This window comes from Nisaea sp. (assembly GCF_039990255.1).
Lineage (GTDB): Bacteria > Pseudomonadota > Alphaproteobacteria > Thalassobaculales > Thalassobaculaceae > Nisaea.
Window position 1 is genome coordinate 566,321 of sequence record NZ_JBDXGG010000018.1, and the last position, 25,736, is coordinate 592,056.

Sequence of the window (25,736 nt, forward strand, 5' to 3'; positions counted from 1 at the left end):
GAGGCGCATAAATTTCCGGATGATGATGCCAATGGAAATAATGCGATGACATCTTGTGTGGGTGCCAGATCTCTGGAAGAGCGGGTCCGCCCTAGTCGCTTAGAATTCGGAGGCTAGCAAAGACTTGCTTAACAAATTTGTTGTAGTGTCTCGCTCAAGGGGAAAATCGGGACTCCATTCGCTGGATGCAATCTAAGCAATCGACCGGAAATGATCAGCTTGATTGGATGTTGAATCATTGGTGCGCGCTGCGCGCGAATCGGGTCATGCCGACCCGGAGAGAGTTTGACCCGACGGAAGTGCCCCCAAAAACCCTGCCAAATCTCATGATTGTAGAGGTTCAAGAGGAAAAGAGGTTCCTCTACCGGTTGCATGGCACAGCTCATGTTGAGGCGGTCGGGTGGGACCTGACCGGTTCGTACCTCGATGAGTTGCCAGAGCGCGGGGGGTACAGGGACTATATAATCGGCATCTATGAGCGGCTCGTGCAAGAGAGGGCACCTCTGTTTACAGAGAGCACAATTCATTGGAAAGACTACGTAACACGCTCTACGCAGCGGTTGATGATGCCGTTTTCGAACGATGGGCACACCGTCCACCATGTGCTCTCGGCCCAAGTGTTCGAGTTTGTCCGTTGTGACGATAGAGCGAAGTTCAATCTCACTGATTTCGAGGGGTTCGGTGAGACCCAGCGCTATGTCCTTCATGTATGATCGGAAGCTTCTCCTTTTTTATTTGTATCCCACATCCGTCCACGCGGTTGCGCCAGGCCGTCATGCGCCACGCTGGATCGCGAGCCCGTTAGTACCGCGATCCGGTCTTGTTCACGCGGCGGCTTAGCCGTCATACTTCGTGGTATGAGCCGCCGCCGCATCACCCGTCACCAGCTTACGGTCGACGATATCGCCGCTCTCTATGACACGCTTCTGGAGAGCCAGAAGAGGCGCTACTACCGCCGTTGGAAGGTCGAGACACCCGTGTTCAACTCCAAACGTAAACGTGAGGTGGTGCATGACGAGGTCCGGCTGAAACGGCTGCAGGAACGGGCGGACGGCATCGAGTACGCACTGCGCTATGAGGATTTGACAATACGTCAGCGCCGGGAGATGGAGCAGACGGCCCGCAATCTCCGGCTGGCGGCGAAGGGAATGAAGACAGATACGGACAAGTAAGGCGCGCACCTTACTTGCGCGGATTCGGACGGAGGCCATACTGTCGTTGCGTCCTTTCTCCGTTTTCGATTGAGCCCTTCGCGTGAATCAAACCATCGACGTTACCGCCGCAGATCCGACGCAGCACCCCTATCGCTGGGCAATGCTGTTTGGCGTCTGGCTGATTTATTTCGCCTTCGGCCTGACGATCAGCGCGCTGGCCCCGATGGTTGGCCCGATCACACATGATCTGGGGCTCAGCCATGGCGCCATGGGGACCGTGCTCGGGGCCTGGCCCTTCATCTATATTGGCGCGGCGGTGCCGTGCGGCATTCTGCTGGACCGGATTGGAGCCCGTCGGGCTCTGTTGCTTGCCGCTATGATTATGGCCGCTTCCGGTCTGTGCCGGGCGGTGGCGGTTGATCACTTGTCTCTATTTCTTGCCGTCGGCATATTCGGGTTCGGAGGGCCGCTGATTTCTATCGGGGCGCCGAAGATCATTGCCGAATGGTTCGAAGGCAAGGAGCGCGGCTTCGCCATGGGCATCTATATCACCGGCCCGGCCATGGGCGGCATACTCTCTCTCAGCCTTACCAACGCTATTGTGCTGCCTTTCCATGACGGCGACTGGCGTATGGTGGTGCTGGATTATGCCGCTGTCACCGCAATCGCCGGTCTGCTCTGGTTGCTGATTGCACAGCATCCTGAAGCGCGGGCGCGCGAGGCCGCTGAGAAGGCGGCTCCGAAACGGCCCCAACTCGAAATCTTCCGAGAGCTGATGGCCAATTCGGTGGTGCGGGTCATCCTCGCTATGAGCGTGGGGATCTTCTTCTTCAATCATGGAACCAATAACTGGCTGCCGGAGATCCTGAAATCGACGGGTATGAGCGCGGTCGATGCAGGCTACTGGGCGGCGCTGCCAACGATGGTCGGTGTACTAGGCTCTCTGACCATCCCGCGTCTGGCGACACCGGAGCGGCGTGGCGCGATACTTGGCGGGTTGTTCGTGCTGGCGGGGCTTTGCACCCTGCTGCTGCAGCTCGGGGAAGGCCCGGGGCTGATCCTGGCGCTGATCTTCCAGGGGCTGGCGCGCGGCTCGATGATGACCATCGCGCTGCTGTTTCTGGTTGAGGCGCGCGGCGTTGGATCGAAGAATGCGGGCTCCGCCGGCGGGCTGTTCTTTTCAGCGGCGGAAATCGGCGGCGTCTCGGGTCCGGTAGCCATCGGGGTGATCCATGACATGACCGGCGGTTTTACAGTCAGTCTCTGGGTGCTGACGGGCGTGTGTGCACTGCTTTTGCTTGGGCTTGTGTTGGGAATCCAGAGACCGGCAGCAAAGGCGCGCGTTTAAACGGCCTGCCCGGCGCTCCAGCCGCTCGACCAGGCCCACTGAAAATTGTAGCCGCCGAGCCAGCCGGTAACATCCACGGCCTCGCCGATGAAATACAGGCCGGGCTGCGCTTTCACTTCCATTGTCTTCTGGTTGAGTGCGGCGGTATCGATTCCGCCGAGTGTGACTTCGGCTGTGCGATAGCCTTCCGAGCCAGAGGGCTTCACACGCCAGCGGTTCACCCGCTCGCCGAGCTGTCTGAGCGCCTTGTCGCTGGTATCGCCAAGCGGGCGGGCGAGGCTGACTTCTTCCGTGATTGCCACAGCCAGCCGTTTCGGCAGATGCTCGGCCAAAGCGGTCTGGACGGCCTGTTTACCATTGCTGGATTTACCAGCGATCAGGCGATCTTCGATTGCCGTTCCCGGCGCTAGGTCGACGATGATTTCACCATTTTCCCGCCAGTAGGAAGATATTTGCAGGATTGACGGTCCGCTAACGCCGCGATGGGTGAAAAGAAGCCCTTCGGCGAACCGCGTTTTGCCTGATGCTACAACCGCATCGACGGAAATGCCGGAGAGAGGTTTGAGCCTTTCAAGCATGGCAGCGTCGTAGGTGAGGGGCACCAGACCGGGGCGTGTCTCGATCACATTGATGCCGAACTGTTCGGCTGTGCTGTAAGCGAAACCTGTGGCGCCCATCTTCGGGATCGATTTGCCGCCGGTGGCGATGACAACCGACGCGGTTTCTACCGGACCGGAGGAGAGCGTAGCGCGGAAGCCCTCTCCCTGTCGTTCAATGCCGTCGACTCGCGCTGAAAGCTCCATCCGGACGCCCGCCTCGGCGAGTTCGGCCAGCAGCATGTCGATAATGGCTTTTGCCGAGCTGTCACAGAACAATTGGCCGAGCGTTTTCTCGTGATAGGCAATGGTGTGCTTCTCGACGAGGGCGATGAAGTCGCGCTGGGTGTAGCGCCGCAACGCGGAAATGCAGAAGCGCGGATTATTAGAGAGGAAGTTTTCCGGAGCGGCGCGGAGATTGGTGAAGTTGCAGCGGCCCCCGCCAGAGATGCGGATTTTCTCTCCCGGCGCGGAGGCGTGATCGACCAGCAGCACAGAGCGGCCACGCTTGCCGGCCTCGGCTGCGCACATCATTCCGGCGGCACCGGCGCCGATAATGAGACAATCAACTCTGCGCATCGGCCGATACCGGGGTTAACCCGGTTTTTTCCCGGTCGGGGAGGCACCGTCCTTTGTGGAGTCGCTATCAGGGGCTTCGCCAATCAGTTCCTGTTCCGCCTCCTTGGCGTCCTCGGCTGCTTCTTCACGCTCCTTGAGGAGACGCTTGCGGTCTGCTTCCTGGGAGTCTTTCTCCGCATTCCGGGCGGTCTCCGCATCGGCCATTTCCGGGTCCGCAGTCTCGAAAAATTCCGCGCTTTCTAAAGGTTCTCCGTTTGCCTCTTTTGCACTTGCTCCTCTTGCACCTGAGCGGGATTTGGCCTGGGCGACCGTCACAAAGGCTGGTGGTGCTCCGCCGTCCTTGTCCTCGCCGAAATAGAGTGTCTGGTGCGGGAACGGGATTTCGATTCCCTCTGCGTCGAACCGCCTTTTAACGCGGCGTAGAAATTCGCGCCGGATCGACCATTGTCGGCCTGCGACGGTTTTCAGGCGGGTCCGGATATTGACGCTGGAATCGGCAAGATCCTGCACGCCGACCACCTCGAACGGACCGGCGACCCCATCCTTGAAGGCGTCGTCTTCGGCAAGCTCTGTGCCGATCTCCTGCAGCAGCTTCATCACCGCGTCCGCATCCTCTCGATAAGCGATACCGACATCGACCAGCGCGTAGGCGTAGTCCTTCGTCATGTTGGTGATGACGTCGACGGTGCCGAACGGAATAGTGTGCAGATCGCCCGCGACGTCGCGCAGCCGCAGGGTGCGGATGCTCAGGGCCTCGACTGTTCCGGACTTGCCGCCGACATCGACATAATCGCCCACGTTCAGCGTGTCTTCGATCAACAGGAAGATCCCGGAAATCACGTCCTTGACGAGAGACTGCGAGCCGAAGCCGATGGCCAGACCGATGATACTGGCACCGGCAAGCAGCGGGGTAATATCGACGCCGATCTCGGACAATATGACGAACACGGCGAGCACGGCGATGACAATGATCATGGCGCGCCTTAGCAGAGGCAGCAGGGTACGTTCGCGCCCGCTCAGAACACCAGTGCTCTCCAGCACAAACAACCGACGCTCGATGAAAAGGCTGACGATTTCGGTGAAGGCAACGGCACCGCCGCCGACGACAATTATGGTGGCAATGGCACGGATCAGGACCTGGCCGTTCTCGGAGGCGAAAAAGGCTGAAAGCTGAATGCCCCAGATCTCAAGCAGGGCACCCAGAGCCACAATGGAAATGAGGACGCGGGCGCCGGCCAGGAGATGCGGCAGGTAGCGGTTCGCACGGCGTTCCAGAGAGGGATAACGGTCGGTCATTTCATGCGAGATGGAGAAAGCCCAGCGGCCGGCGGTCTCGACAGCAAGCCAGGCGAGCCGCCAGGCGATCGAGATAACGACCATGTAGGCCGCGATCTCGCCGAGGCGCTTGAAGCCTGCATCCCCCATCGACATCAGGATCACCAGGCCAGCGGTTACATAGGCAATTGCGATCAGGTGCCAGACCGCGGAGAGAATGGACCAGAATGTCCGGCTCGTCGCATTAGCGTCGCTGCCTGCGATAACTCGGGCGAAACTTCCTCGGTTTTGCAGAATGAAAGCCGTGAGAAGTACCCAGAGCGCACCATAGACAATTTTCTCGAGGAAAATGAAGGTCGCGACCGGCATGCCGAGGATGTAAGCGCTCTGCAGCCCAAGGATACCGTAGATGCCAGTGGCAATCACCCGATTGGCCCAGACCCCGAGATAGGCGCCGGTCGCTTCCGAGATATTCAGCGAACGGCTGATCAGTCCGGCGGGTTTCAGAAGGGTGTGGATCACGGCGCGACACGCGATATGGGAGGCGACGGCGAAAACGAACGCCCGGCCGGCCAGTTGCACGTTGGTGCTGCTCACCGTGGTCAATACCCCCTGAGTGACGGCGAAGAAGACTACGCTGCGGGTACTGCGGAGCACGAGCAGCGGCACAAGGGCGGCGAGGTTGCGCAGCAGTGTCCCACGCATAACCCATTCTTCTACTCTGTCGATGGGGCGCCGTATCAATCGGGTGGTCAGGCGGACGGCAATAAGTCCAAGCCCAACGATGCCTGCAATTATCGCCAACCATCGTCCGATGCTAAAAAGTTCTTCCGGGTCGGCTGCAAGTGCGGAAATAGCAGGAACCAGGCTTTTTACGTCAGTTAGGGCAATCGCGGTATCGGAGAGCCGGCGCACGGCTTCCTGAAGAAATCCGCTGATCCCCGTGACCACATCCGACATCGCGGAAGCGACGGAAGAGCCTTCGTCGGGTTTTTCTTTCTCGGTTGCGGCCAGCAGCGTCTCCAGATCGGTGATCAGAGCGTCGCGCTTGGTCTCGTCCTTCAGCGTGTCGAGCAGAGATTGAACCCTCTGCGGTCTGACTTTGTCAGACTCTTCCAGCGAAATACTTTCGGCGGTCTCCTGGCCATTAGCCAGCGTCGGGGTGAGGGCGCTAAAGCCAAGCACGAAAATCAGAAGCACAAGAAGGGTCTTGAAATGATGTGGCATGATATTCTGTGGCCCGGTCCCGCAGATTATTTCAGCAGTTTATGATATCTGAGCGTCCGGACATCCAGGCTCATGATCGATACCCCGATTAGTATATCTAGGCGGCGCGAACGGGCAATGCCGGGCCGCCGGATCAGAACCCGTTTGCTCGGTCCGGATAATCGGTGATGATGCCGTCGACACCCAAATCGACCAGCCGTCTCATGTCATCTGCCTTATTGACGGTCCAGACAATGACCTGGAGCCCTTCTGCATGGGCTTTTTCTATGGCAATTCTGGTGACGTTGCGATGATAGGGCGACCACACAGCACACCCCGCCGCTTTGGCTGCTTTCTGGATGGAGCCGCCGTAATCGTCGACATCAAGTCCTCCGAGCCAGGGAGACGCGCCCTCCTTGCCCTTTTCTGCCGAGTCGAGCCATCGGGCTTCGGCGCTTAGGCAGACGGTCGGAATAGCTGGGTCGATCCGCTTGGCCGCGAGCAAAGTCGACCAGTCAAAACTCTGCAATGTGATCCTGTCCAGGACACCGGCATTCCGGGCTGTTTCAATCAACAGCCGGGCAAAGGTTTCAGGCTCGGGCGTAGCTCCGGGTTCAAGCGGGGAACGTTTGGTTTCGATATTGAAGCGGACTGTTTTATCTCCCCGCGCGGCGACCATGGCGAAAAGGTCCGCCAGTTTCGGAATCCGGGTGCCGTCAACTGGTATCTGATCGGGGAAACGCTTTGCATAGCGGCTGCCGGGACGTATCCGGCCGACATCGTATGCTTCCAGTTCGGTCGTAGTGAGCGTGTTCAGCGGGATCTCGCGGTTGATCCAAGCACCGTTGAGGCGCGTGTTGTCTTTCGATAGAGCGCGGTCGTGATGAATGACGGCAATACCGTCCGCTGTTACCACCGTGTCTAGTTCCAGCACATCGACACCGAGATCGAGGGCTTTCTCAAAGGCGGGAAGCGTGTTCTCCGGCAGTAGGCCTCTGGCGCCGCGGTGGCCCTGGACTTCGACAGCCACAGCCATGCTGGAAAACCCGGCGATCAGAACGATTGCGAGGGAGAAAGGGCTGACGAGCTTGCTAAGCATTGACCAGATCGCCGTTGCGACGGCATTCCGGCGAGGCTAACTCAAGGAACAGGGGCACCAGATCTTCCGGCGGCTTGACCGATTCCTGATCTTCTCCGGGATAGGCTGTCGCCCGCAATGTCGTGCGCGTTGCGCCGGGGTTCAGCAGGTTTGCCTTGATATTGCTTTTGGTGTTTTCCACCGCATAGCTGCGGACCATAGCCTCTAGAGCAGCCTTGCTGACCGCGTAGGCACCCCAGAAAGGTTTTTCGCCGTGAGCGGCGTCGGCGGTCACGAAAATGGCGCGACCCGCGTCCGATTGGCGAAGCAGAGGGTCGAGACTGCGCACCAAACGCTGATTGGCGGTCAGGTTGGTCGCGATGACCTTTTCCCAAAGCTTGGGATCGTAATGATGGACGGGTGTCAGATTGCCGAGCATGCCGCCATTCGCGACAAGAATGTCAATCTTGCCGTAGCGTTCGTGAAGAGCTGAGCCGAGCCGGTCGATGGCCGGGTAATCCGTAAGATCCATAGGCACGAGACTGGCGCTGCCACCGGCGGCCTGGATCTCGTCGTCAAGTTCTTCCAGTGCCCCAACGGTGCGGGCAACAAGCACGACATGCGCGCCTTCACGGGCAAAGGCCCTGGCAACGGCGGCGCCAATGCCGCGGGACGCGCCGGTGATCACCGCAATGCGGCCGTCAAGAATGCCGGTCATGGAACTCTCAGCAGATTGGTTTGAGTCAGGAAGCCTCAGCCAGCAGGGAAAGCTGCCGGACGTTTGATCCGTCGTTCTGATCGATCAGCGCGATGGGGTAGTCACCGGTGAAGCAGGCATCGCAGTACTGAGGATTGTCTTTGTTGCGCGCGGCCTCGCCAACAGCTTGGTAAAGGCCGTCATGAGAAATGAAGGCAAGACTGTCGACGCCGATTAACTCGGCCATCTCATCCACCGACATCTTGGAGGCCAGCAGCTTCTCTCGCTCTGGCGTATCGACACCATAGAAACAGGAATGCGTCGTCGGCGGACTGGCAATGCGCATATGGACTTCCTTGGCACCGGCGGCACGCACCATTTCAACGATCTTGGTCGAGGTTGTGCCACGGACGATGGAATCGTCCACCAGGATAACGCGTTTGCCCTTGAGCTGTGCTGTGTTCGCGTTGTGCTTCAGCTTCACACCGAGATGCCGGACATGGTCCGTAGGCTCGATGAAGGTCCGTCCGACATAGTGATTGCGAATGATGCCGAGATCGAAGGAGATGCCGGCCGCCGCCGCGTATCCAATCGCGGCTGGAACGCCGGAATCTGGGACGGGGACCACAACGTCCGCATCGACGTGACTCTCCTTGGCCAGCACCGCGCCGATTTCTTTGCGGGCACTATAGACGCTCTTGCCTTCCATCACGCTGTCCGGGCGGGCAAAATAGACATACTCGAAAATGCAGAAGCGGCTTGGCTTGTTGGCAAAAGGTTTCAGCGACTGAACGCCTTTTTCCGTGATGTAGACAACCTCGCCGGGCTCCACATCGCGCACATAGTCAGCGCCAATGATGTCGAGCGCGCAGGTCTCCGAAGCGAGAATATGAGAGTCGCCCAGCTTACCGAGCACGAGGGGACGAACACCGTATGGATCGCGGATGCCAATCAGCGAGTCGCGGGAGAGGCAAACCAGAGAATAGGCGCCGACGATCTTCTGCATGGCGTCAACCACCCGGTCCAGCACGGTGTGCTGCGGGCTGCGGGCTACCAGATGAATGATGGTTTCGGTGTCCGAGGTGGACTGGAACAGGCAGCCCTGGCGCACCAGACTATCGCGCAGATCAATAGCGTTGGTCAGGTTGCCGTTGTGGCAGAGCGCCATACCGCCGAATTCGAAATCGGCGAAGAGCGGCTGTACGTTCCGGAGATTGGCTCCGCCGGTAGTGGCATAGCGGTTATGCCCGATGGCAGCATGCCCCTTGAGCTGATTGATGATCTTCGCCGACTCATCGCCGAAGTTTTCACCCACATGTCCCAGCGCCCTGTGGGCATGGAAATGAGCACCGTCCCAAGAGACGATACCGCAGGATTCTTGTCCACGATGCTGCAGGGAGTGAAGTCCGAGGGCCGTCAGTGCGGATGCATCAGGAGCGCCGAAGACGCCGAAGACGCCGCATTCCTCATGGAGATGATCGTCGTCCCAATTGGGGGACCGGTCCAACGGTTGTTTCAAATCCGTCACGGCGACATCCTCCTGCCGGTTGCTGTCCATGGCACATTCATCGAAAGCGCTAATCCGTGCCCTCGATAACCTTCTCCAGTCCCCGACGTTGATCGGCAGTATACCCATCGCCGTCCTTCGGCGCATCGGATTTTGCCGGCGGACTGATCAAACGTTCTAAAAGCAGTTGTTCTGTTTTCTCGCGGGCTTTCGCGCCGGCTGTCCCAGCGGCCCCCTGAATCTTTGGTCGCAATTTTGGCGGCACGAGGCCGACAAGGGTTTGTGCGCCCTGTTCGACGAGAGGTAATGTTCGCGCTTCGGTTACCCATTGCGGATAGCCATCATCCTCGATCAGCCAGTTCAGTCCGAGATAGAGCAAGCAAACCAGTACCGCGCCACGGGCGATCCCGAAAAGGAACCCAAGGGAGCGATCAACGGCGCTAAGGCCGCTTCCTTGTAACGCGGCCGCAACATAGTGGGTGACCAGCGACATTACAATGACCGAGACGACGAAAACCGCGATACCTGCTGCCAGATCCGCCATATCGCCCCAGCCCAGAAGTTGCCGGACATAGGGCGCGGCGACAGGGTAGAGGTAAAGGGCGGCGAAAAACGCTGCGACCCATGAGCCGATGGACAGCACTTCACGGAAAAATCCACGCGCGAAGGCGAGAATGCCCGAGAGCAGGACAATGGCGATGATCGCGATGTCGGTCACATTGACCGGCAGGTTATCCATGACTCACGCCTCTCCCGCTTTGCGGCCGATATTGGTTTCGTCCAAGAACATCGCAACCAGGTCATGCAAATGCTTGATCGTGGCAAGTGTTAGGCTGCCATTGCGTGGGGCTTTCTTGTCACCGGACGAGCGCCGCGGCTCCGGCAGGATAGCGCGTTCGAAACCAAGCTTGGCAGCTTCTTTCAACCGCGCCTCTGCATGGGATACGGCACGGATCTCCGCTGAAAGGCCGATTTCTCCGAACACAACCGAATTCGACGGGACCGGTTTCCCGGTCAGCGAGGAAAGCAGGGCCGCAGCGACGGCAAGGTCGGCGGCAGGCTCGCTGACTTTCAGACCACCGGCGACATTGAGAAACACGTCGCTGCCTGCCAGCACGACGCCGCAACGGGCTTCCAGAACAGCGGTGACCATGGCGAGACGTCCGGAATCCCAGCCAATCACGGCCCGGCGCGGAGTGCCGTAGGGGGAAGGGGCGACCAATGCCTGGATCTCGACCAGCAGTGGCCTGGTGCCTTCCATGCCGGCAAAGACGCAGGCGCCTGAAACATTGTCCTGCCGATCGCCAAGGAAAAGGGCGGACGGATTAGTGACTTCGGCAAGACCACCTTCGGTCATTTCGAAGACGCCGATCTCGTCGGTCGGCCCGAACCGATTTTTTACGCCGCGCAGGATACGGAACTGGTGGCCGCGCTCGCCTTCGAAATAGAGCACCGTGTCGACCATATGCTCAAGCACCCGGGGACCGGCGATGGTGCCTTCCTTGGTTACGTGTCCGACCAGCAGCAGCACGATGCCGCGCCGCTTGGCGACGCGGATCAGCTCCTGGGCTGAGGCGCGAACCTGTGAGACCGTTCCGGGCGCGCTGTCTATAGCGTCCACATACATTGTCTGGATCGAATCGATCACCAGCACGTCAGGCGCGTCCTCGCCGTCCATCGTGGTGACGATGTCGCGCACGCTCGTTGCGGCGGCGAGCTGCACGGGCGCCTCGGCAACGCCAAGGCGCTGGGCGCGCATCCTCACCTGATCCAGCGCCTCTTCACCAGAGACATAGGCGCAGCGGGAGTTCTCGGACAGTTTGGCTGTCACTTGAAGCAGCAGGGTGGATTTGCCGATACCGGGATCGCCGCCGATCAGCACGACAGAGCCGGGAACGAGACCGCCACCCGCGACCCGGTCAAACTCGGCGATATTCGTGACCCGGCGCGGCGATTTCTTGGAGCTTCCGGAGAGACTGACAAAGTCGATTTTGCGGCCCTTTGCCCCGCCGAGGCCCTTCGGCGCGGCTTTCTCGACAACCTCTTCAACGAGACTGTTCCAGGCGCCGCAGGCGTCGCACTTTCCTGACCATTTCGGCTGGACCCCGCCGCATTCCTGGCAGACATAACGGGCTTGGGATTTTGCCATCGCGCGTGCTCCGCTCAGGCTCTGCTGGTCACGAGTTCAATCGGGCCATCTTCGAGGCCGTTAATGAACTGATGCACATAAGGATTGCCGGAGTTGTCGATCTCCGCGGTCGGTCCCTGCCAGATGATCTTGCCGTCATAGAGCATGGCGATGCGGTCGCCGATCCGGCGAGCGCTGTCCATGTCATGGGTGATGGTCAGTGCGGTGATCTTGAACTCTTGAACGCATTTGACGATCAGCTCGTCGATAATGTCGCCCATGATCGGGTCTAGACCTGTGGTCGGCTCATCGAAGAATACCACGTCCGGGCGGGTTGCAATGGTGCGGGCGAGGGAGGCGCGCTTGCGCATGCCGGTGGAGATTTCGCCCGGATACATAGCACCGACATCCGGCTCGAGACCGACTTGGGCCATATAATCCAGCGCCTGCTCATAGGCCTGGCGGCGCGGCATGCCTTGGGCCTCGACCAGACCGAAGGCGACATTGTCGAGTACGCTCAGCGAATCGAAAAGGGCGCCCGACTGAAACAGCAACCCGAAGCGGTTCATCATCGTGCGCCGCCCTGAAGCAGGCAGAGACAACACGTCAGTGCCGTCGATTTCAACCGAGCCGCCATCGGCGTCCATCAGGCCGGAGATGGTCTTTATCAGGACGGATTTGCCGGTGCCGGAGCCGCCAATCACCACAACGGATTCCGCCTCGGCAATAACAAGATCCAGTCCGCGCAACACATGGTTCGAACCAAAGGACTTTGTCAGTCCCTGGATCCTGATTTTCGGAAGTGCCGCCGTGAGTTCGGCCATGGAGTTTCCCTGCCGCTCAGCGGGCGAAGAACAGTTCGGTGATCAGATAGTTCGAAATCAGTATCAGAATCGAGGCGGAGACCACGGCGTTGGTCGTGGCTCGGCCGACACCCTGGGCGCCGCGCCCGGAATGGTAACCGTGATAGCAGCCCATGAGGGCGATCAGGAAACCGAAGACGGCGGCTTTCACCAGGCCAGAGACCACGTCCTGAACTTCCAGAAAATCAAAAGTACTTTTCAAATAGCTGCCGGCATTGAAGCCAAGTTTGTGGACACCGACCAGATAGCCGCCGAACACGCCGATGATATCCCCGATCAGAACCAGGAACGGAAGGCTGATGATGCCTGCAAGCACGCGGGGCACGACAAGATACTTGAAGGGGCTGGTCGACAGTGTGGTCAGCGCGTCAACCTGCTCGGTGACCCGCATGGTGCCGATTTCCGCTGCCATCGAGGCGCCAATGCGGCCAGCGACCATAAGACCGGCCAGGACAGGTCCGAGTTCCCGGGTCATGGACAGTACGACCACGGTGGCAATCGCACTTTCGGCATTGAAGCGGGAAAAGCCGGTATAGCTTTGCAGCGCCAGCACCATGCCGGAGAACAGGGTCGTCAGTCCGACGACTGGCAGGGAGTAATAACCGATATCCACCAGTTGGCGGCCGAGCAGGCGCCAATAGACTGGTGGACGCACGCAATGGCTTAGGGTGATGCCGGTGAAGACCGCCAACCGTCCGGTGGCTGCTAGAAAGCCGAGAAAGGTCCGTCCGATCGCTGCAAGAAAATTCATGCGTGTGGGGTCTCTTTGAAGGAACCGAACGTTTCGCTTGGCATGATCAGGCTTCTCCGCTCGCCGCATCAATGTAGCGTCGGGTATAGCGATGGCCGAGGCCTGTCAATATTTCATAGCCGATGGTTCCGGCCGCGTCGGCCGCGTCGTTCACCGTGTAGCGCGACCCCAACAGTTCGACAAAGCCTCCGGGATATACCTCAGCCCGGTCAGCATCGCTGACATCGACCGCGAGCATATCCATGGAAACACGGCCGACAACAGGAAGTCTGCGTTCTCCGAGATAAACTACACCCTGACTGGACAGAGAGCGGAGATATCCGTCGGCATATCCCACGGCAACGGTCGCGATACGCCCGTCTTTCTGCACCTTATGAGTGCCGCCATATCCGACCGTATCGCCGGCTTTAACAGCACGAACCTGAAGGATGCGTCCAGACAGTTTAACAACGGGCGCCATCGGACTTGGCTCCCCGTCTTTTACGCGCCCGCCATAAAGTGCGAAGCCGGGCCGGGCGAGATTGAAATGATAATCCGGCCCGAGAAAGATACCGGCGGAATTCGCCAGGCTGGCCTTCATCCTGCGTTGTAGCCGCGGCAATTGTTCCTTGAAACGGGCGAGCTGCGCGGCGTTTGATGGGGCATCGGGATTGTCGGCTGTGGTGAGATGTGAAAGGGCGTAAAGCCAATCGGGCCCGCCGAGCACATCCGGCTCGTCGGAAATCCACTTCATATCCTCGGCGGTCAAGCCCAGCCGGCTCATGCCGGTGTCGATATGCAGCATCGCTTTCAGAGCCCTGTCGGCCTTGACGCACATCTGCCTAAGCCGCGCGATCTGTTCCAGATCGTTGATCACCGGGACCAATCCGTGCTCCGGAAAAACTTCCTCGGTGCCGGACAGCAAGCCGTTCAGCACGGCAATACGAGCTCGGGGAAGTACGTCCCGCAGGGTGATACCTTCGTCGACGGTAGCGACGAAGAACGTCCGGCACCCGGCCTCAAACAGAGCCGGGCCGACCTGGTGTACACCTGTTCCGTAGGCATCGGCCTTCACCGCCGCGCCGCATTCGACGCCGCCGAGTCGCTCTTTCAGATCGAGGTAATTCCGTTTGATCGCACCAAGGTCGATCACGAGTTCCGACGCGGCGCCGGAGCCGTCAGTCGACGGGAGAGTGTCGAGCATTAAAAATTGTCCGGTATATGATCGTCTGCGATGAAGTTGGAGAAACGGGTCGTCGCGCCTTCGAAGTGCAGGGTAACGGTGCCCGTTGGGCCGTGTCGTTGTTTGCCTATGATGACTTCGGCCTTGCCGTATGACGATTCACACCGTTCTTTCCACTGGTCATGACGATCATGGAATTTCTCGTCAGATTCATCGATGCGTTGGGCCGGCTCGCCCTTTTCCAGATAGTATTGCTCGCGGAACACGAACATGACCACATCTGCATCCTGCTCAATCGAGCCGGATTCGCGAAGGTCGGCCAGTACCGGGCGTTTGTCATCGCGTTGCTCGACGGCGCGGGAGAGCTGGGACAGTGCGATGACCGGAACCTCAAGCTCCTTGGCGATCGCCTTCAGGCCCTGGGTGATCATGGAAATCTCCTGCACCCGGTTGTCGGCCCGCTGCCCGGCGGAGGGGCGCATCAGCTGTAGATAATCGACGACGATGAGGGATAAACCCTGCTGACGCTTCAGCCGTCGCGACCTGGCCCGCATGGTGGCGATGGTGATCGCCGGCGTGTCGTCGATATAGAGCGGTGCGCGCTCCAGATCCTGACTGGCAGCAACCAGTTTCTGGAAATCCTCGGTGGTAAGCTCGCCGCGCCGGATGTGTTCCGAGGAAATTTCTGTCTGCTCGGCGAGGATACGGGTGGCGAGCTGTTCGGCTGACATTTCCAGAGAGAAGAACGCCACGACCTGCCGTTCGAGCTCCGGATCCTTCAGTGATGCGGTGGCGACATGGAAGGCGATGTTCGTGGCCAGAGCGGTTTTACCCATGGCAGGCCGTCCGGCGAGGATCAGCAGATCCGATGGATGCAGGCCACCGAGTTTAGCGTCGAGGTCCGTCAGGCCGGACGATACACCGGCAAGACCACCATCGCGTTTGAAAGCTTCCTCGGCCATCCGTACGGAGTTGGTCAGAGCCTCGCCGAAATCCTGGAAGCCGCCTTGGCTGGAGCCACGTTCGGCGAGGCCGAACAGTTTCGATTCCGCCGCTTCGATCTGCTCCGATGCGGGCAGCTCAAGATCATGTTCGTAGGCTTCGTTGACGATCTCGCCGCCAAGATCGATCAGTTCGCGCCGGAGGAAGCTGTCGTAAATCGCCTGGCCGTAATCGTCGGCGTTGATAACCGTAACCACGGAGGCGGCAAGGCGAACAAGATACTGGGCGCCGCCGGCTTCCTGAAGGGACTCATCCTGATCGAACAAGCCTTTCAGAGTGACCGGGTTGGCGATCTGGCCCTTCTCGATCAAGCGACCGCAGGCGGCAAAGATCCGGCCATGAACAGCATCGGCGAAATGGTCGGCAGCGAGATATTCGCTCACCCGCTCGAAGGCGCGGTTGTTAACGAGGATAGCCCCGAGCAGACCTTGCTCTGCTTCCAGATTATGAGGTGGCTCACGATACGCGCTGGTTTGCGGTTCAGCGAGCGGGAGCGATGCAACTGTGGAAACGGGCTCTGAATTCGACATTGCCTACACATACCAAGAAGGGCTGTGGACGTCTTCCGCAATCTTATCCACAAGCCTTGAAATATCAGAGGCTTAATCCTGTGGATAAAGCAAAATAACGGGGATAAATATCGCAGAGTCCCTGTTATTCAACGGCTATTGCTTGTGAAAAAGAAAACGGCCGCCCTGCGGGGCAGCCGTTTCCTGATGCATCGACGCGAGAGAACCGGGAGGCTCAGGCCTCTTCGGTCTTCTCTTCGTCAGCAGCGCCTTCAGCAACTTCTTCAGTCGCTTCCGGGGCAGCCTGGACTTCGACTTCATCTTCGTCGTCGTCTTCATTCTCTTCGGAGCCGACGGCGCGGCCGAGGAGTTTCTGCTGTTCGGCTTCGTCCGTGCTGCGGGCGATGTTCACGGTAATGTTCACCGCGACTTCCGGGTGCAGAACGACACGGATTTCTTCAAGACCAAGGACCTTAAGCGCACGGTCGAGAATGACCTGACGCTTGTTGATGGTGACGCCCTCGGCGGTCGCGGACTCTGCAATGTCACGGGAGGTGACGGAGCCGTAGAGCTGACCGCTGTCGCCGGCGGCCCGGATAATCGGGACCATCAGGCCTTCGAGCTTCTTGGCGACCTGTTCGGCCTCGCCCTTGCGCTCAAGGTTTTCCGCTTCGAGCTGAGCCCGCTGGCCTTCGAAGTGGGTCAGGTTATTTTTGCTGGCGCGCAGGGCTTTACCCTGAGGCAGCAAGAAGTTGCGGGCAAAGCCCGGTTTGACGCTAACGACGTCGCCCATCTGGCCGAGACGTTCGATACGCTCCAGAAGAATGACTTCCATTTCTCTTACTCCTTAAAGGCCGAAGCCGTTGCCGCGTTGCCGCGGTGCAGGCCGGTTCCGGCCAGGGTCACGTTCAATTCGAATTCCGTGCGATTCGGCCCTTCAGGTCCGCCCAATGATCGACCAGTCCCGCGAAAACCAGCAGGAGCCAGACGAACTGCAGAGCAGGCAGCACAAAGGACAGGATCATCAGCGTATAGGTCACGTGCAGAAGCCAACGCTTGCCATTCAGCGCGGAAGCAAGGGCGTGTATCAGCCCAAGGCCCGAGAGAAAGAACGGCAGGCATAGGATTGGCACTGCGTTCCATCCGAGATAGCCGAGCGTTCCATCTGCCACCGCTGCCAGCAATGCCGCAACGGCGAGCGGGAAGGGGGCCCAGTTCGGCAGACGGATATCCCGCATGTCCGGCGAAGGCCTGAGGTTGGCGTTGAAGCGTGCGAGCACGCCCTGTGCCAACAGGCCATTGACGAGGATCATCGCCGCCCATTGTAAGCCGGCCACACCGGGAAGCACCGCGATGGTCAGCTCCCGGGCGGCAGCAAGCTGCTCCGGAGGCAGGGCCAACGGCCCTTGGAAGGTCGTTCCCATCGCCTCGAAAAGCGCCTCGACTTCCACCCTGACGATGGCTTCGAGACCTTCCCCCTGCAGGCCGGTGACCACGATCGCAGTCAGCAATCCCGTAGCGGGGATTGCCGTCAGCCACATGGCCAGCATGCCAGGAGGAAACCATTCGAGATCCTTGTTCTCCTGATCCTCGTTCAGAGGACGCGCCAGCAGCGCCTGCCGTGCAAGCAGGGCTGGAGGCAGTCCGCAGAAGACCAGAAAGAACAGTGCAGCCATGCCGTTGGCGGCGACCAGCACGATTGCGCTGCCCGCCAGTGCGGCGGCGATCCCCGCAACCCACCCCCGCCCGAGAGCGAGGGCGAACAGCGGAAGAGGCGACAGGAACGCAAGCAGAACCGCCCCAAGCGATCCGAGGATCGTGGAGAGATACATGAGCGCGCTTGCTGTTGCCGCCGCTCCGATGGGAAACCACCTGGACCACATTTTGCCTCGTCAAGCCCGCATACGCGGGCATCGGCCAATCGCGTTAGCTAAGCACGTCTATTAGCTGAGCACGTACGGCAGCAGGGCCATGAAGCGGGCGCGTTTGATGGCTCGCGCCAGCTCACGCTGCTTCTTGGCCGACACGGCCGTGATGCGGCTCGGAACGATCTTGCCGCGTTCGGACAGGAAGCGCTGGAGCAGCTTGATGTCCTTGTAATCGATCTTCGGCGCGTTGGTGCTCGCGAACGGGCACGACTTGCGACGGCGCATGAACGGCTTTCGGACAGCGGCGCGGGAAATCGTAAGAGTGCTCATGGATCAGTCTCCCTGGGCTTCGCTTGAGGCCGGCTCACGGTCGGCGCGTTCCGGGCGATCGCCACGGTCCGGACGATCACCGCCTGGACGGTCACCACGGTCGAAACGACCGCCGCCACCAGGACGGCCGCCACGGCCACCACGGTCGGTGCGTTCGGATTTGGCGAGTACGATTGCGGACGGACCTTCCGGCAGCTCTTCCATGCGCAGGGTAATGTAACGCAGCACGTCTTCATTGAGACGCATCAGGCGTTCCATCTCCGTGATGGCTTCGGCCGGGGCTTCGATGTGCAGCAGCACATAATGACCCTTGCGGTTCTTCTTGATCTTGTAGGAAAGGGAGCGCAGACCCCAGAATTCGGTGTTCTTGATCTCACCACCCATGTTGGTGATGATCTCGGAGAATTCGGTCGTAAGCTGCTCGGCTTGTGCGGACGAAATGTCCTGGCGTGCAATAAACACGCTCTCATAGAGAGGCATTGGTGCTCCTTACGGATAATCAGAGCGTTCCCTCATGGAACGCTGCTAAGCCGGCATAAACCGGCAAGGAGTTATGTAAAAACCCGCCCCGGCACGAGGTACCTTAGCGCGGGACCGGCGGAATATACACAAATCCTACGGACGCGCAACTCTGCTGTCGGTTCCGCTTGACAGGGCTTTGGCAGCCCGTTCTTTTTGGCGCCAAAAATACCGTGCCTATTCAGGTCGTTCTTCTTTAATTGGCTGGCCTCCGCTGGCCTGGTCGAGTGGAAGAGGCTTCGGAAACGCCATTAAGTAAAAGGATCTCACATATGACGACTGTTCGCGCATTTACGTTCCCTGGACAGGGCTCCCAAGTCGTCGGAATGGGGAAGGCTCTCGCAGAATCTTATGGCGAAGCGCGCGCGGTTTTCGAACAGGTTGACGAGGCTCTTGGCGAACCCCTGTCCCGGCTCATGTTTGAGGGGCCGGAAGAGGAACTCGTCCTGACCCGCAATGCGCAGCCCGCACTGATGGCGGTCAGCCTCGCGATCGTCCGTGTTCTGGAAGCCGAGAGCGGTAAGACGATCCGCGATATGGCTAGTTTCGTCGCCGGCCATTCGCTTGGTGAGTATTCCGCGCTGGCGGCGGCCCGTGCTCTTGATATTGCGGATGCCGCCAAGCTGCTCCGGCTGCGTGGCGAAGCAATGCAGTCGGCGGTTCCTGTCGGTGAGGGCGCCATGGCGGCGCTCCTCGGTGTGACGCTCGAAGTGGCGCAGGAGATCGCGGAGGAAGGCCGATCTGGCGGAGGTGTCTGCGATATCGCCAATGACAATGCCGACGGACAGGTTGTGATCAGCGGGGTTAAGGCGGCGGTTGAGCGTGCCGTCGCGGCAGCGGCTGAAAAGGGTGCGCGCAAGAGCATCATGTTACCCGTCAGCGCCCCGTTCCATTGCGGCCTGATGGCGCCGGCCGCGGACGCGATGGCGGAAGCATTGGCGATTACGGATCTGCGCCAGCCATTGGTGCCGCTGGTTGCGAACGTACTGGCGGACAAACTGGTCGACCCGAGTGAAATACGCATCCGCCTGGTCGAGCAGGTCACCGGCATGGTGCGCTGGCGCGAGTCCGTCCTGTGGCTTGCCTCCGAAGGCGTCACCGATATTGTCGAACTTGGTGCGGGCAAGGTGCTGACCGGCATGGCCAAGCGGATCGACCGCTCTCTGAAGGGCAGTGCTATCGGTGCGCCGGAAGAGATCGCGGCCTTTCTCGAAACCCTTTAAGGTCCAATCGGCCCGGTCGCGGGCGGGGAGAACTCATATGTTTCGTCTTGATGGAAAATCAGCCCTGGTTACTGGCGCTAGCGGCGGCCTCGGCAATGCAATTGCCAAAGCTCTGCACGCGCAAGGGGCGGAAGTCGTTCTGTCCGGTACCCGTGAGGAGGCGCTGCAGACGCTGGCCGCTGAGCTGGGCGAGCGGGCCCATGTGGTGACGGCAAATCTTGGCGATGCCGAATCGGTCGCCGCACTTGCCAAGACGGCGGAAGAAGTCGCCGACGGCGGTATCGACATTCTGATCAACAATGCGGGCGTGACCCGTGACGGTCTGATGATGCGGATGAAGGACGAGGACTGGGAGGCGGTGATGAACGTCAACCTGATGTCCGGCTTTCGGCTCTCCCGCGCATTGATGCGCGGTATGATGAAACGGCGTTGGGGCCGTGTTGTCGGTATCTCCTCCATCGTCGGCACGACAGGCAATCCGGGCCAGGCGAACTACGCGGCCTCAAAGGCGGGCATGGTCGGTTTCACTAAGTCGCTCGCTCAGGAAGTCGCTAACCGGGGCATCACCGCGAATGTGGTGGCGCCGGGCTTTATTAAAACCGCGATGACCGATGCCCTGGACGAGGCGCAGCACGAGAAACTTCTCGCCGCCGTTCCGGCTGGCCGTCTCGGCACGCCCGAGGATATTGCGGCCTCGGTTGTTTATCTCGCCTCAGAGGAAGCTGCTTATGTTACGGGTGCTACCATTCATGTGAATGGTGGCATGGCGATGCTTTAAGTGCTGCCGAGCGAGTGTGGGTGGGCCGAGTCGCAGGCCCTGCATTGGCTTTCATGCTGCAGGCGCTTGGTGTTTCTGATGCTAGGCAAGTAAAAAAAAGTGTGGTATCCCGCCGCCGCTTACAGGTGTGTTGCCTATCTGTTTCGGACTCCATGATGAAACACGGGTTTCTTGGAGTATATTGAGGTCGGTGAGCGCAGACGTTTCGCTGACAAACCGTTGAGCTTAAGATTCGAGGAAAACAAAAATGAGTGACGTCGCCGCTAGCGTGAAGAAGATCGTGGTCGAACATCTCGGCGTTGATGAGGCCAAAGTGGTCGATTCCGCGAGCTTCATCGACGACCTCGGGGCCGACAGCCTCGACACGGTTGAACTTGTCATGGCGTTCGAAGAAGAATTTGGCGTCGAAATTCCGGACGATGCCGCCGAGAAAATTCTGACTGTGAAGGACGCGATTTCCTTCATCGAAGAATCTTCCAAGTAATTGACTGACGACTGCCCTCGGGCGGAGTTTTCCGCCCGGGGTTACGTTTGTAATCTGGAAAAGTGCAAGGCATGAGACGTGTCGTAATCACCGGCCTCGGTCTGGTTACGCCCCTCGGCGATGGGGTAGAACATAATTGGTCCCGGCTCCTGAAAAGCGAGTCCGGCATCAAGGCTATAGATACTTTCGATGTTTCCGATCTGCCCGCGAAAATCGCTGGAATAGTTGAGGAAGGCGAAGGCGGAGGGGGGCTATTCAACCCGTCTGCCTATATGGAGCCGAAGGAACAGCGCAAGGTCGACCGTTTCATTCTGCTTGGTGTCGCGGCAGCCGATCAGGCGGTGCGCGATTCCGGATGGATGCCTGAAGATGAAGAAAGCCAGGATCGTACCGGCGTTCTTATCGGATCGGGGATCGGCGGGCTTAATAGCATTGCCGAGACCGAGGACCTGATCCGGGATCGCGGCCCGCGTCGCATCAGCCCGTTCTTCATCCCGGCTGCTCTGATTAATCTCATTTCCGGTCATGTCTCCATTCGCTTCAAGTTCCGTGGGCCGAACCATGCGGTAGTCACGGCTTGCGCGACCGGCGCGCATGCTATCGGTGACGCTGCGCGTCTGATCATGCTGGATGATGCTGATGTGATGGTCGCTGGCGGCTCCGAAGCGGCTGTTAGCCGGCTCGGCATTGCCGGTTTTGCTGCGGCCCGCGCATTATCGACCAATTTTAACGATGCTCCCGAGACCGCTTCCCGCCCCTGGGACGAAGGCCGCGACGGCTTCGTCATGGGTGAAGGTGGCGGCTGTGTTGTTCTTGAAGAATACGAGCATGCCAAACGCCGAGGCGCGAAGATCTACGCCGAAGTAACAGGTTATGGACTCTCCGGTGACGCTAATCACATCACGGCACCGGCCGCCGACGGTAATGGCGGTTTCCGTGCCATGAAGGCCGCTCTGAAGCGGGCCAATCTGGCGACTGACCAGATCGATTATATCAACGCACACGGTACTTCCACGCCGCTCGGCGACATGATCGAGCTTGGTGCTGTGAAGCGTCTAATGGGTGACGATCTGGGCGGCGCTTCCATGTCGTCGACTAAATCGGCCATCGGGCATTTGCTCGGCGCGGCCGGTGCGGTCGAGGCAATTTATTCAATACTTGCGATCCGTGATAGCATGCTGCCGCCAACTCTTAATCTTGAGACACCGGCCGAGAACGTAGGACCGGTCGATCTCGTGCCGCTCAAGACAAAGGAGCGCAAGGTAAGACACGCGCTTTCCAATTCTTTCGGGTTCGGCGGTACGAACGCGTCCCTGATCTTCTCCGCCGTGGATTAAAGCAGCATGGGCCGGGCCCTGCTGCGTGCATTCTTTGGTTTGGTGATTCTGGCTATCGCCGGTGCGGTGTGCTGCGCTTGGCTTTATGCGCAGTTCACCAGCCCGGGGCCGCTTCCTGTATCAACCGCCATAGTCATCCCCTCCGGAACTGACCTGGAAGGGATCGCTACTTCGCTGAAGAGGGCGGGTGCAATTCGGCGCGACTTTGTCTTCGTTATCGGTGCCAGGGTTTCGCGGCAGGCCCGGAGCCTGAAAGCTGGGGAATACATGATCCCGGCGACGTCCAGTCCGCGCCAGGTGATGGACATCCTTGCATCCGGCAAGACGGTCGTCCGCCGGCTGACGATCCCGGAAGGGCTTACCTCCTCTGAAGTGATGGCCCGGCTGGATCTGGCAGAAGGGCTCTCCGAGCCAGCAGGCAGACCGGACGAGGGCTCGTTGTTGCCCGAGACGTATCATTTCTCTTATGGCGACAGCCGCGAGGAACTTGTCAAACGCATGCAGGCCTCCATGGAGGTCGCTGTCGCCCGGCTTTGGGACATGCGTTCACCGGATTTGCCGATCAAGACGATGGAAGAGGCCGTCATCCTCGCCTCTATCGTGGAGCGGGAGACCGGGATAGCTCGTGAGCGCGGTCTGGTCGCGGGTGTCTTTGTCAACCGTCTGAAGCGTGGCATGCGTCTGCAGTCAGACCCGACCGTGGCCTACGGTATTGCGCCTGGCGGCCTCGACCGACCGCTGACCCGGAGGGATCTCAAGGAGCCTTCGCCGTATAATACTTACGTGATCAAGGGCTTGCCGCCAACGCCGATCGCCAATCCCGGAATTGATGCAATTCGGGCTGTGATGAACCCCGTCGAGACAGATTTTCTTTACTTCGTCGCCGACGGTTCAGGCGGTCATGCTTTTGCCCGCACCCTCAAAGAACATAATCGCAACGTCCGCAAATGGCGGAGAATTCGCGATGGAGGATGAGGGGGCGTAGGAAAGGCCTGGCTCGCCGGTTTGCATATAGCGGGAGCTCAGCGCGCGGCCCGTGACAAAGGTTTGCCAATGCAGGTAAATTTCGTTGTTCACATTGTCAGTTTAGTTGTCTTCGGCACCGCGATTGCGGCCGTGCTGCCGATGCTGGCCGATTTTATCGCAGGCCGGGCCGAGTGGCTGGCTTTCGCTGTCTCGGCCGCTGCAATGGGCTTTTTTGGCGGCGCCTGTATTCTGGCAACACGCGGTGAGAAATCCAAATCCATCACTCTGCGGACAGCGTTCCTTCTGACGGGGCTTTCCTGGTTTGTCTTGCCGTTGTTCGCCGCACTGCCGTTTCTGGATCTCGGTCTCAGTTACGCCGATGCGATCTTCGAGGCCACGTCCGGTATTACCACAACCGGCTCGACCGTTATTACGGGGCTCGACGATCTGCCGCCGGGAATTTTGCTGTGGCGATCTATCCTGCAATGGATCGGCGGTATCGGGATCCTGGTGATGGCCGTGGTTCTGCTGCCTTTTATGAGGATCGGTGGGGCGCAGCTGTTCCACACGGAAAGCTCCGATACGTCAGACAAAGTCGAGCCGCGCTGGTTTGTTCTGATGTCGAATATCCTACTGGTCTATTTGTTTCTAACCGTTCTTTGCGGGATCATTTTTCGCCTGCTGGGGATGACCGGATTCGATGCAATTTGCCATGCGATGGTGACAGTATCGACCGGCGGATTCTCGACTCACGATGCGTCCTTCGGCTTCTTCGAGTCCAACGCCCTGCAATGGACCGCCACGATCTTCATGCTGTCCGGCGCGATCCCATTCTACGTCTATATCAAGGCCTTGCGCGGGAATGCTTGGACTATGATTTCCGACAGTCAGGTTCGGGCGCTGGTTATCTTTCTGATTGCCACCAGTGTCGCCATGGCGGTTTGGCTTTCTCGTCACAGCCATATGGATTTTGGCGATGCACTGACCCTTACATTCTTTAACGTTACGTCAGTAGTAACGACCACCGGCTTTGCCAGCGCCGACTATACGCTATGGGGCACCGGCGCTGTCGGCGCATTTCTTATTCTGACCTTTGTCGGCGGTTGTTCCGGATCGACTTCGGGCGCGATTAAGATCTATCGTTTTCAGGTTCTGGCCCAGGTCATCAGCGCGCATATAAAACGGCTGACCAGCCCGCATCGCGTGGTGCCGACGCATTTCAACGGCCGCCCTTTGCCGGATGACGTGGCGATTTCCGTGCTGGCGTTTCTGACCATGTTTGTTGCGACCATCGCGCTCAGCACACTGGCGCTGACTTTTATGGATCTCGATCTGATAACGGCCTATTCGGCCAGCGTGGCAGCTATCACTAATGTTGGGCCCGGTCTTGGCCCTGTGGTTGGCCCGGCCGGGAATTTCAGCAGCCTGCCTGATAGCGCAAAGTTGCTCCTGGCGTTTGCCATGATTCTCGGGCGGCTGGAAATATTCACCATTTTGGTGATATTCGACCGCGGCTTCTGGACAAATTAACGAAAGGCATGCGCCGGGTTCAGCTCGACTTGGTCGGCAGGCGCGCCATGAGTCCGTCGATCCAGGAGGGCGGGATGATCTGCAACAGCTGGACAGTGGCATACATTGGCCATGGAAAGGCGATCCGTGCCTTGTTTCGCTCCAGCCCGCGCCGGATCTTCTCCGCCGCGTCGTCCGCTTCCATCAGGAATGGCATTGGAAAATTGTTCACGGCCGTCATCGGTGAGCGGACATAGCCCGGGCAGATGACTGACACTTCGGCGCCATGGCGGGCAGCGGTCGGCCGAAGTCCTTCGCCAAAGACCTTAACCGCCGCCTTGCTGCCGCAATAGGCCGGTGCGCCTGGAAAACCCCGAAACCCGGCCATCGAGCTAACAATCCCGATCTGTCCTTTTCCGCGCTTCTGCATCAGCGGCAGAGCGGGCAGCACTGTGTTCATCACGCCGTCGACATTCACCGCATAAACGCGCCGGACTTGATCTGCCGGCTCGGGGCCGCCGTCGCCGGTTCCGGCGGAAATCCCGGCATTGGCAATAACAAGGTCGAGGGGCACGATCCCGTTTGCCGAGTCGATCCAAATTTCCATATGTGTCCGTTTGGTCACGTCGACTGTCTCGGTATGGACCTCCGCGCCCTTCGCTGTCGCGATCCTTGCGACCGCTTCCAGCCGTGCTGTATCCTGTCCGCCGAGGAACAGGGTCTTGCCCGGCGCCGCATAAGTTTCGGCGAGCGCGGCGCCTAATCCGCTGGAGGCGCCGGTGATGAGAATCGATCTGGGCGCACGCACCTGGCTGCTCCGCGTCTTGTTGCCGTAACGGGGCGCGGATATAGTGCGCCCCCTGAACC

Annotated in this window: 25 protein-coding genes; 9 read left to right on the plus strand and 16 right to left on the minus strand. The window is 59.4% G+C overall.

Annotated elements, in window-relative coordinates; all coding sequences use genetic code 11:
• Positions 1 to 227 precede the first annotated feature (227 nt).
• From ABJ076_RS12895 to ABJ076_RS12905, 3 genes are all read left to right on the plus strand, one after another.
• Positions 228 to 713 (plus strand): PAS domain-containing protein, encoded by a 486-nt coding sequence (locus tag ABJ076_RS12895; RefSeq protein WP_348199332.1) that lies wholly within the window; start codon positions 228 to 230, stop codon positions 711 to 713.
• 144 nt (positions 714 to 857) lie between these two features.
• Positions 858 to 1,172 carry a hypothetical protein gene (locus tag ABJ076_RS12900; protein ID WP_348189238.1) on the plus strand — a complete coding sequence of 105 codons (315 nt, stop codon included), beginning with the start codon at positions 858 to 860 and terminating at the stop codon, positions 1,170 to 1,172.
• 82 nt (positions 1,173 to 1,254) lie between these two features.
• A complete protein-coding gene (locus ABJ076_RS12905; protein ID WP_348189236.1) occupies positions 1,255 to 2,502 on the plus strand; it encodes an MFS transporter in 1,248 nt (415 codons plus the stop codon).
• Here the strand turns inward: ABJ076_RS12905 and ABJ076_RS12910 are convergent.
• From ABJ076_RS12910 to rpsF, 15 genes are all read right to left on the minus strand, one after another.
• The gene (locus ABJ076_RS12910) at positions 2,499 to 3,677 is read right to left on the minus strand and encodes an NAD(P)/FAD-dependent oxidoreductase (RefSeq protein ID WP_348189234.1); all 1,179 of its coding nucleotides are present in this window, start codon (positions 3,675 to 3,677) and stop codon (positions 2,499 to 2,501) included. The genes ABJ076_RS12905 and ABJ076_RS12910 overlap by 4 nt on opposite strands.
• A 15-nt stretch (positions 3,678 to 3,692) precedes the next feature.
• The gene (locus tag ABJ076_RS12915) at positions 3,693 to 6,179 is read right to left on the minus strand and encodes a mechanosensitive ion channel domain-containing protein (RefSeq protein ID WP_348189232.1); all 2,487 of its coding nucleotides are present in this window, start codon (positions 6,177 to 6,179) and stop codon (positions 3,693 to 3,695) included.
• Positions 6,180 to 6,312: 133 nt separating this feature from the next.
• A complete protein-coding gene (locus ABJ076_RS12920; protein WP_348189230.1) occupies positions 6,313 to 7,257 on the minus strand; it encodes a glycerophosphodiester phosphodiesterase in 945 nt (314 codons plus the stop codon).
• Positions 7,250 to 7,954 (minus strand): SDR family NAD(P)-dependent oxidoreductase, encoded by a 705-nt coding sequence (locus ABJ076_RS12925; protein ID WP_348189228.1) that lies wholly within the window; start codon positions 7,952 to 7,954, stop codon positions 7,250 to 7,252. Before ABJ076_RS12925 ends, ABJ076_RS12920 begins: the two co-directional genes overlap by 8 nt.
• Positions 7,955 to 7,979: 25 nt before the next feature.
• Complete coding sequence (gene purF, locus ABJ076_RS12930; protein WP_348189226.1) at positions 7,980 to 9,491, minus strand: amidophosphoribosyltransferase; 1,512 nt, start codon at positions 9,489 to 9,491, stop codon at positions 7,980 to 7,982.
• 19 nt (positions 9,492 to 9,510) lie between these two features.
• Entirely contained in the window at positions 9,511 to 10,179 is a 669-nt protein-coding gene (locus tag ABJ076_RS12935; RefSeq protein ID WP_348189224.1) for a CvpA family protein, read from the minus strand.
• A 3-nt stretch (positions 10,180 to 10,182) separates the two neighbouring features.
• Positions 10,183 to 11,589 carry a DNA repair protein RadA gene (radA, locus tag ABJ076_RS12940; RefSeq protein WP_348189222.1) on the minus strand — a complete coding sequence of 469 codons (1,407 nt, stop codon included), beginning with the start codon at positions 11,587 to 11,589 and terminating at the stop codon, positions 10,183 to 10,185.
• A 14-nt stretch (positions 11,590 to 11,603) separates the two neighbouring features.
• A complete protein-coding gene (locus ABJ076_RS12945; RefSeq protein WP_348189220.1) occupies positions 11,604 to 12,392 on the minus strand; it encodes an ATP-binding cassette domain-containing protein in 789 nt (262 codons plus the stop codon).
• A gap of 16 nt (positions 12,393 to 12,408) precedes the next feature.
• On the minus strand, positions 12,409 to 13,182 hold the full coding sequence (locus ABJ076_RS12950) for an ABC transporter permease (RefSeq protein WP_348189218.1): 774 nt from the start codon (positions 13,180 to 13,182) through the stop codon (positions 12,409 to 12,411).
• Between the two features lie 46 nt (positions 13,183 to 13,228).
• The gene (gene alr / locus ABJ076_RS12955; protein ID WP_348189216.1) at positions 13,229 to 14,365 is read right to left on the minus strand and encodes an alanine racemase; all 1,137 of its coding nucleotides are present in this window, start codon (positions 14,363 to 14,365) and stop codon (positions 13,229 to 13,231) included.
• The gene (locus tag ABJ076_RS12960; RefSeq protein WP_348189214.1) at positions 14,365 to 15,876 is read right to left on the minus strand and encodes a replicative DNA helicase; all 1,512 of its coding nucleotides are present in this window, start codon (positions 15,874 to 15,876) and stop codon (positions 14,365 to 14,367) included. Before ABJ076_RS12960 ends, alr begins: the two co-directional genes overlap by 1 nt.
• A gap of 214 nt (positions 15,877 to 16,090) precedes the next feature.
• Entirely contained in the window at positions 16,091 to 16,690 is a 600-nt protein-coding gene (gene rplI / locus ABJ076_RS12965) for a 50S ribosomal protein L9 (protein WP_348189212.1), read from the minus strand.
• A 73-nt stretch (positions 16,691 to 16,763) separates the two neighbouring features.
• Entirely contained in the window at positions 16,764 to 17,738 is a 975-nt protein-coding gene (locus ABJ076_RS12970; RefSeq protein ID WP_348189210.1) for a DUF2232 domain-containing protein, read from the minus strand.
• 60 nt (positions 17,739 to 17,798) lie between these two features.
• Positions 17,799 to 18,053: a 30S ribosomal protein S18 gene (gene rpsR / locus ABJ076_RS12975; RefSeq protein ID WP_028465585.1), complete on the minus strand. Its 255-nt coding sequence runs from the start codon at positions 18,051 to 18,053 to the stop codon at positions 17,799 to 17,801.
• 3 nt (positions 18,054 to 18,056) lie between these two features.
• Positions 18,057 to 18,533 carry a 30S ribosomal protein S6 gene (rpsF, locus tag ABJ076_RS12980; protein ID WP_348189208.1) on the minus strand — a complete coding sequence of 159 codons (477 nt, stop codon included), beginning with the start codon at positions 18,531 to 18,533 and terminating at the stop codon, positions 18,057 to 18,059.
• Positions 18,534 to 18,844: 311 nt separating this feature from the next.
• On the opposite strand from rpsF, the gene fabD reads away from it, so the two are divergent.
• The 6 genes from fabD to ABJ076_RS13010 all read left to right on the plus strand — a co-directional run bounded on the left by fabD (position 18,845) and on the right by ABJ076_RS13010 (position 24,890).
• Positions 18,845 to 19,795, plus strand: coding sequence for an ACP S-malonyltransferase (gene fabD, locus ABJ076_RS12985; protein ID WP_348189206.1), 951 nt, complete (start codon positions 18,845 to 18,847; stop codon positions 19,793 to 19,795).
• Between the two features lie 37 nt (positions 19,796 to 19,832).
• On the plus strand, positions 19,833 to 20,573 hold the full coding sequence (fabG, locus tag ABJ076_RS12990) for a 3-oxoacyl-[acyl-carrier-protein] reductase (protein WP_348189204.1): 741 nt from the start codon (positions 19,833 to 19,835) through the stop codon (positions 20,571 to 20,573).
• A 247-nt stretch (positions 20,574 to 20,820) separates the two neighbouring features.
• The gene (locus ABJ076_RS12995) at positions 20,821 to 21,057 is read left to right on the plus strand and encodes an acyl carrier protein (protein WP_028465581.1); all 237 of its coding nucleotides are present in this window, start codon (positions 20,821 to 20,823) and stop codon (positions 21,055 to 21,057) included.
• A 71-nt stretch (positions 21,058 to 21,128) separates the two neighbouring features.
• Positions 21,129 to 22,394: a beta-ketoacyl-ACP synthase II gene (gene fabF / locus ABJ076_RS13000; RefSeq protein WP_348189202.1), complete on the plus strand. Its 1,266-nt coding sequence runs from the start codon at positions 21,129 to 21,131 to the stop codon at positions 22,392 to 22,394.
• Positions 22,395 to 22,400: 6 nt separating this feature from the next.
• Positions 22,401 to 23,369, plus strand: coding sequence for an endolytic transglycosylase MltG (gene mltG / locus ABJ076_RS13005; protein ID WP_348189200.1), 969 nt, complete (start codon positions 22,401 to 22,403; stop codon positions 23,367 to 23,369).
• A gap of 78 nt (positions 23,370 to 23,447) precedes the next feature.
• Complete coding sequence (locus ABJ076_RS13010) at positions 23,448 to 24,890, plus strand: TrkH family potassium uptake protein (RefSeq protein WP_348189198.1); 1,443 nt, start codon at positions 23,448 to 23,450, stop codon at positions 24,888 to 24,890.
• 19 nt (positions 24,891 to 24,909) lie between these two features.
• Here ABJ076_RS13010 and ABJ076_RS13015 read toward each other — a convergent pair whose 3' ends face one another.
• Positions 24,910 to 25,677 carry an SDR family NAD(P)-dependent oxidoreductase gene (locus tag ABJ076_RS13015; RefSeq protein WP_348189196.1) on the minus strand — a complete coding sequence of 256 codons (768 nt, stop codon included), beginning with the start codon at positions 25,675 to 25,677 and terminating at the stop codon, positions 24,910 to 24,912.
• Positions 25,678 to 25,736: the final 59 nt, after the last annotated feature.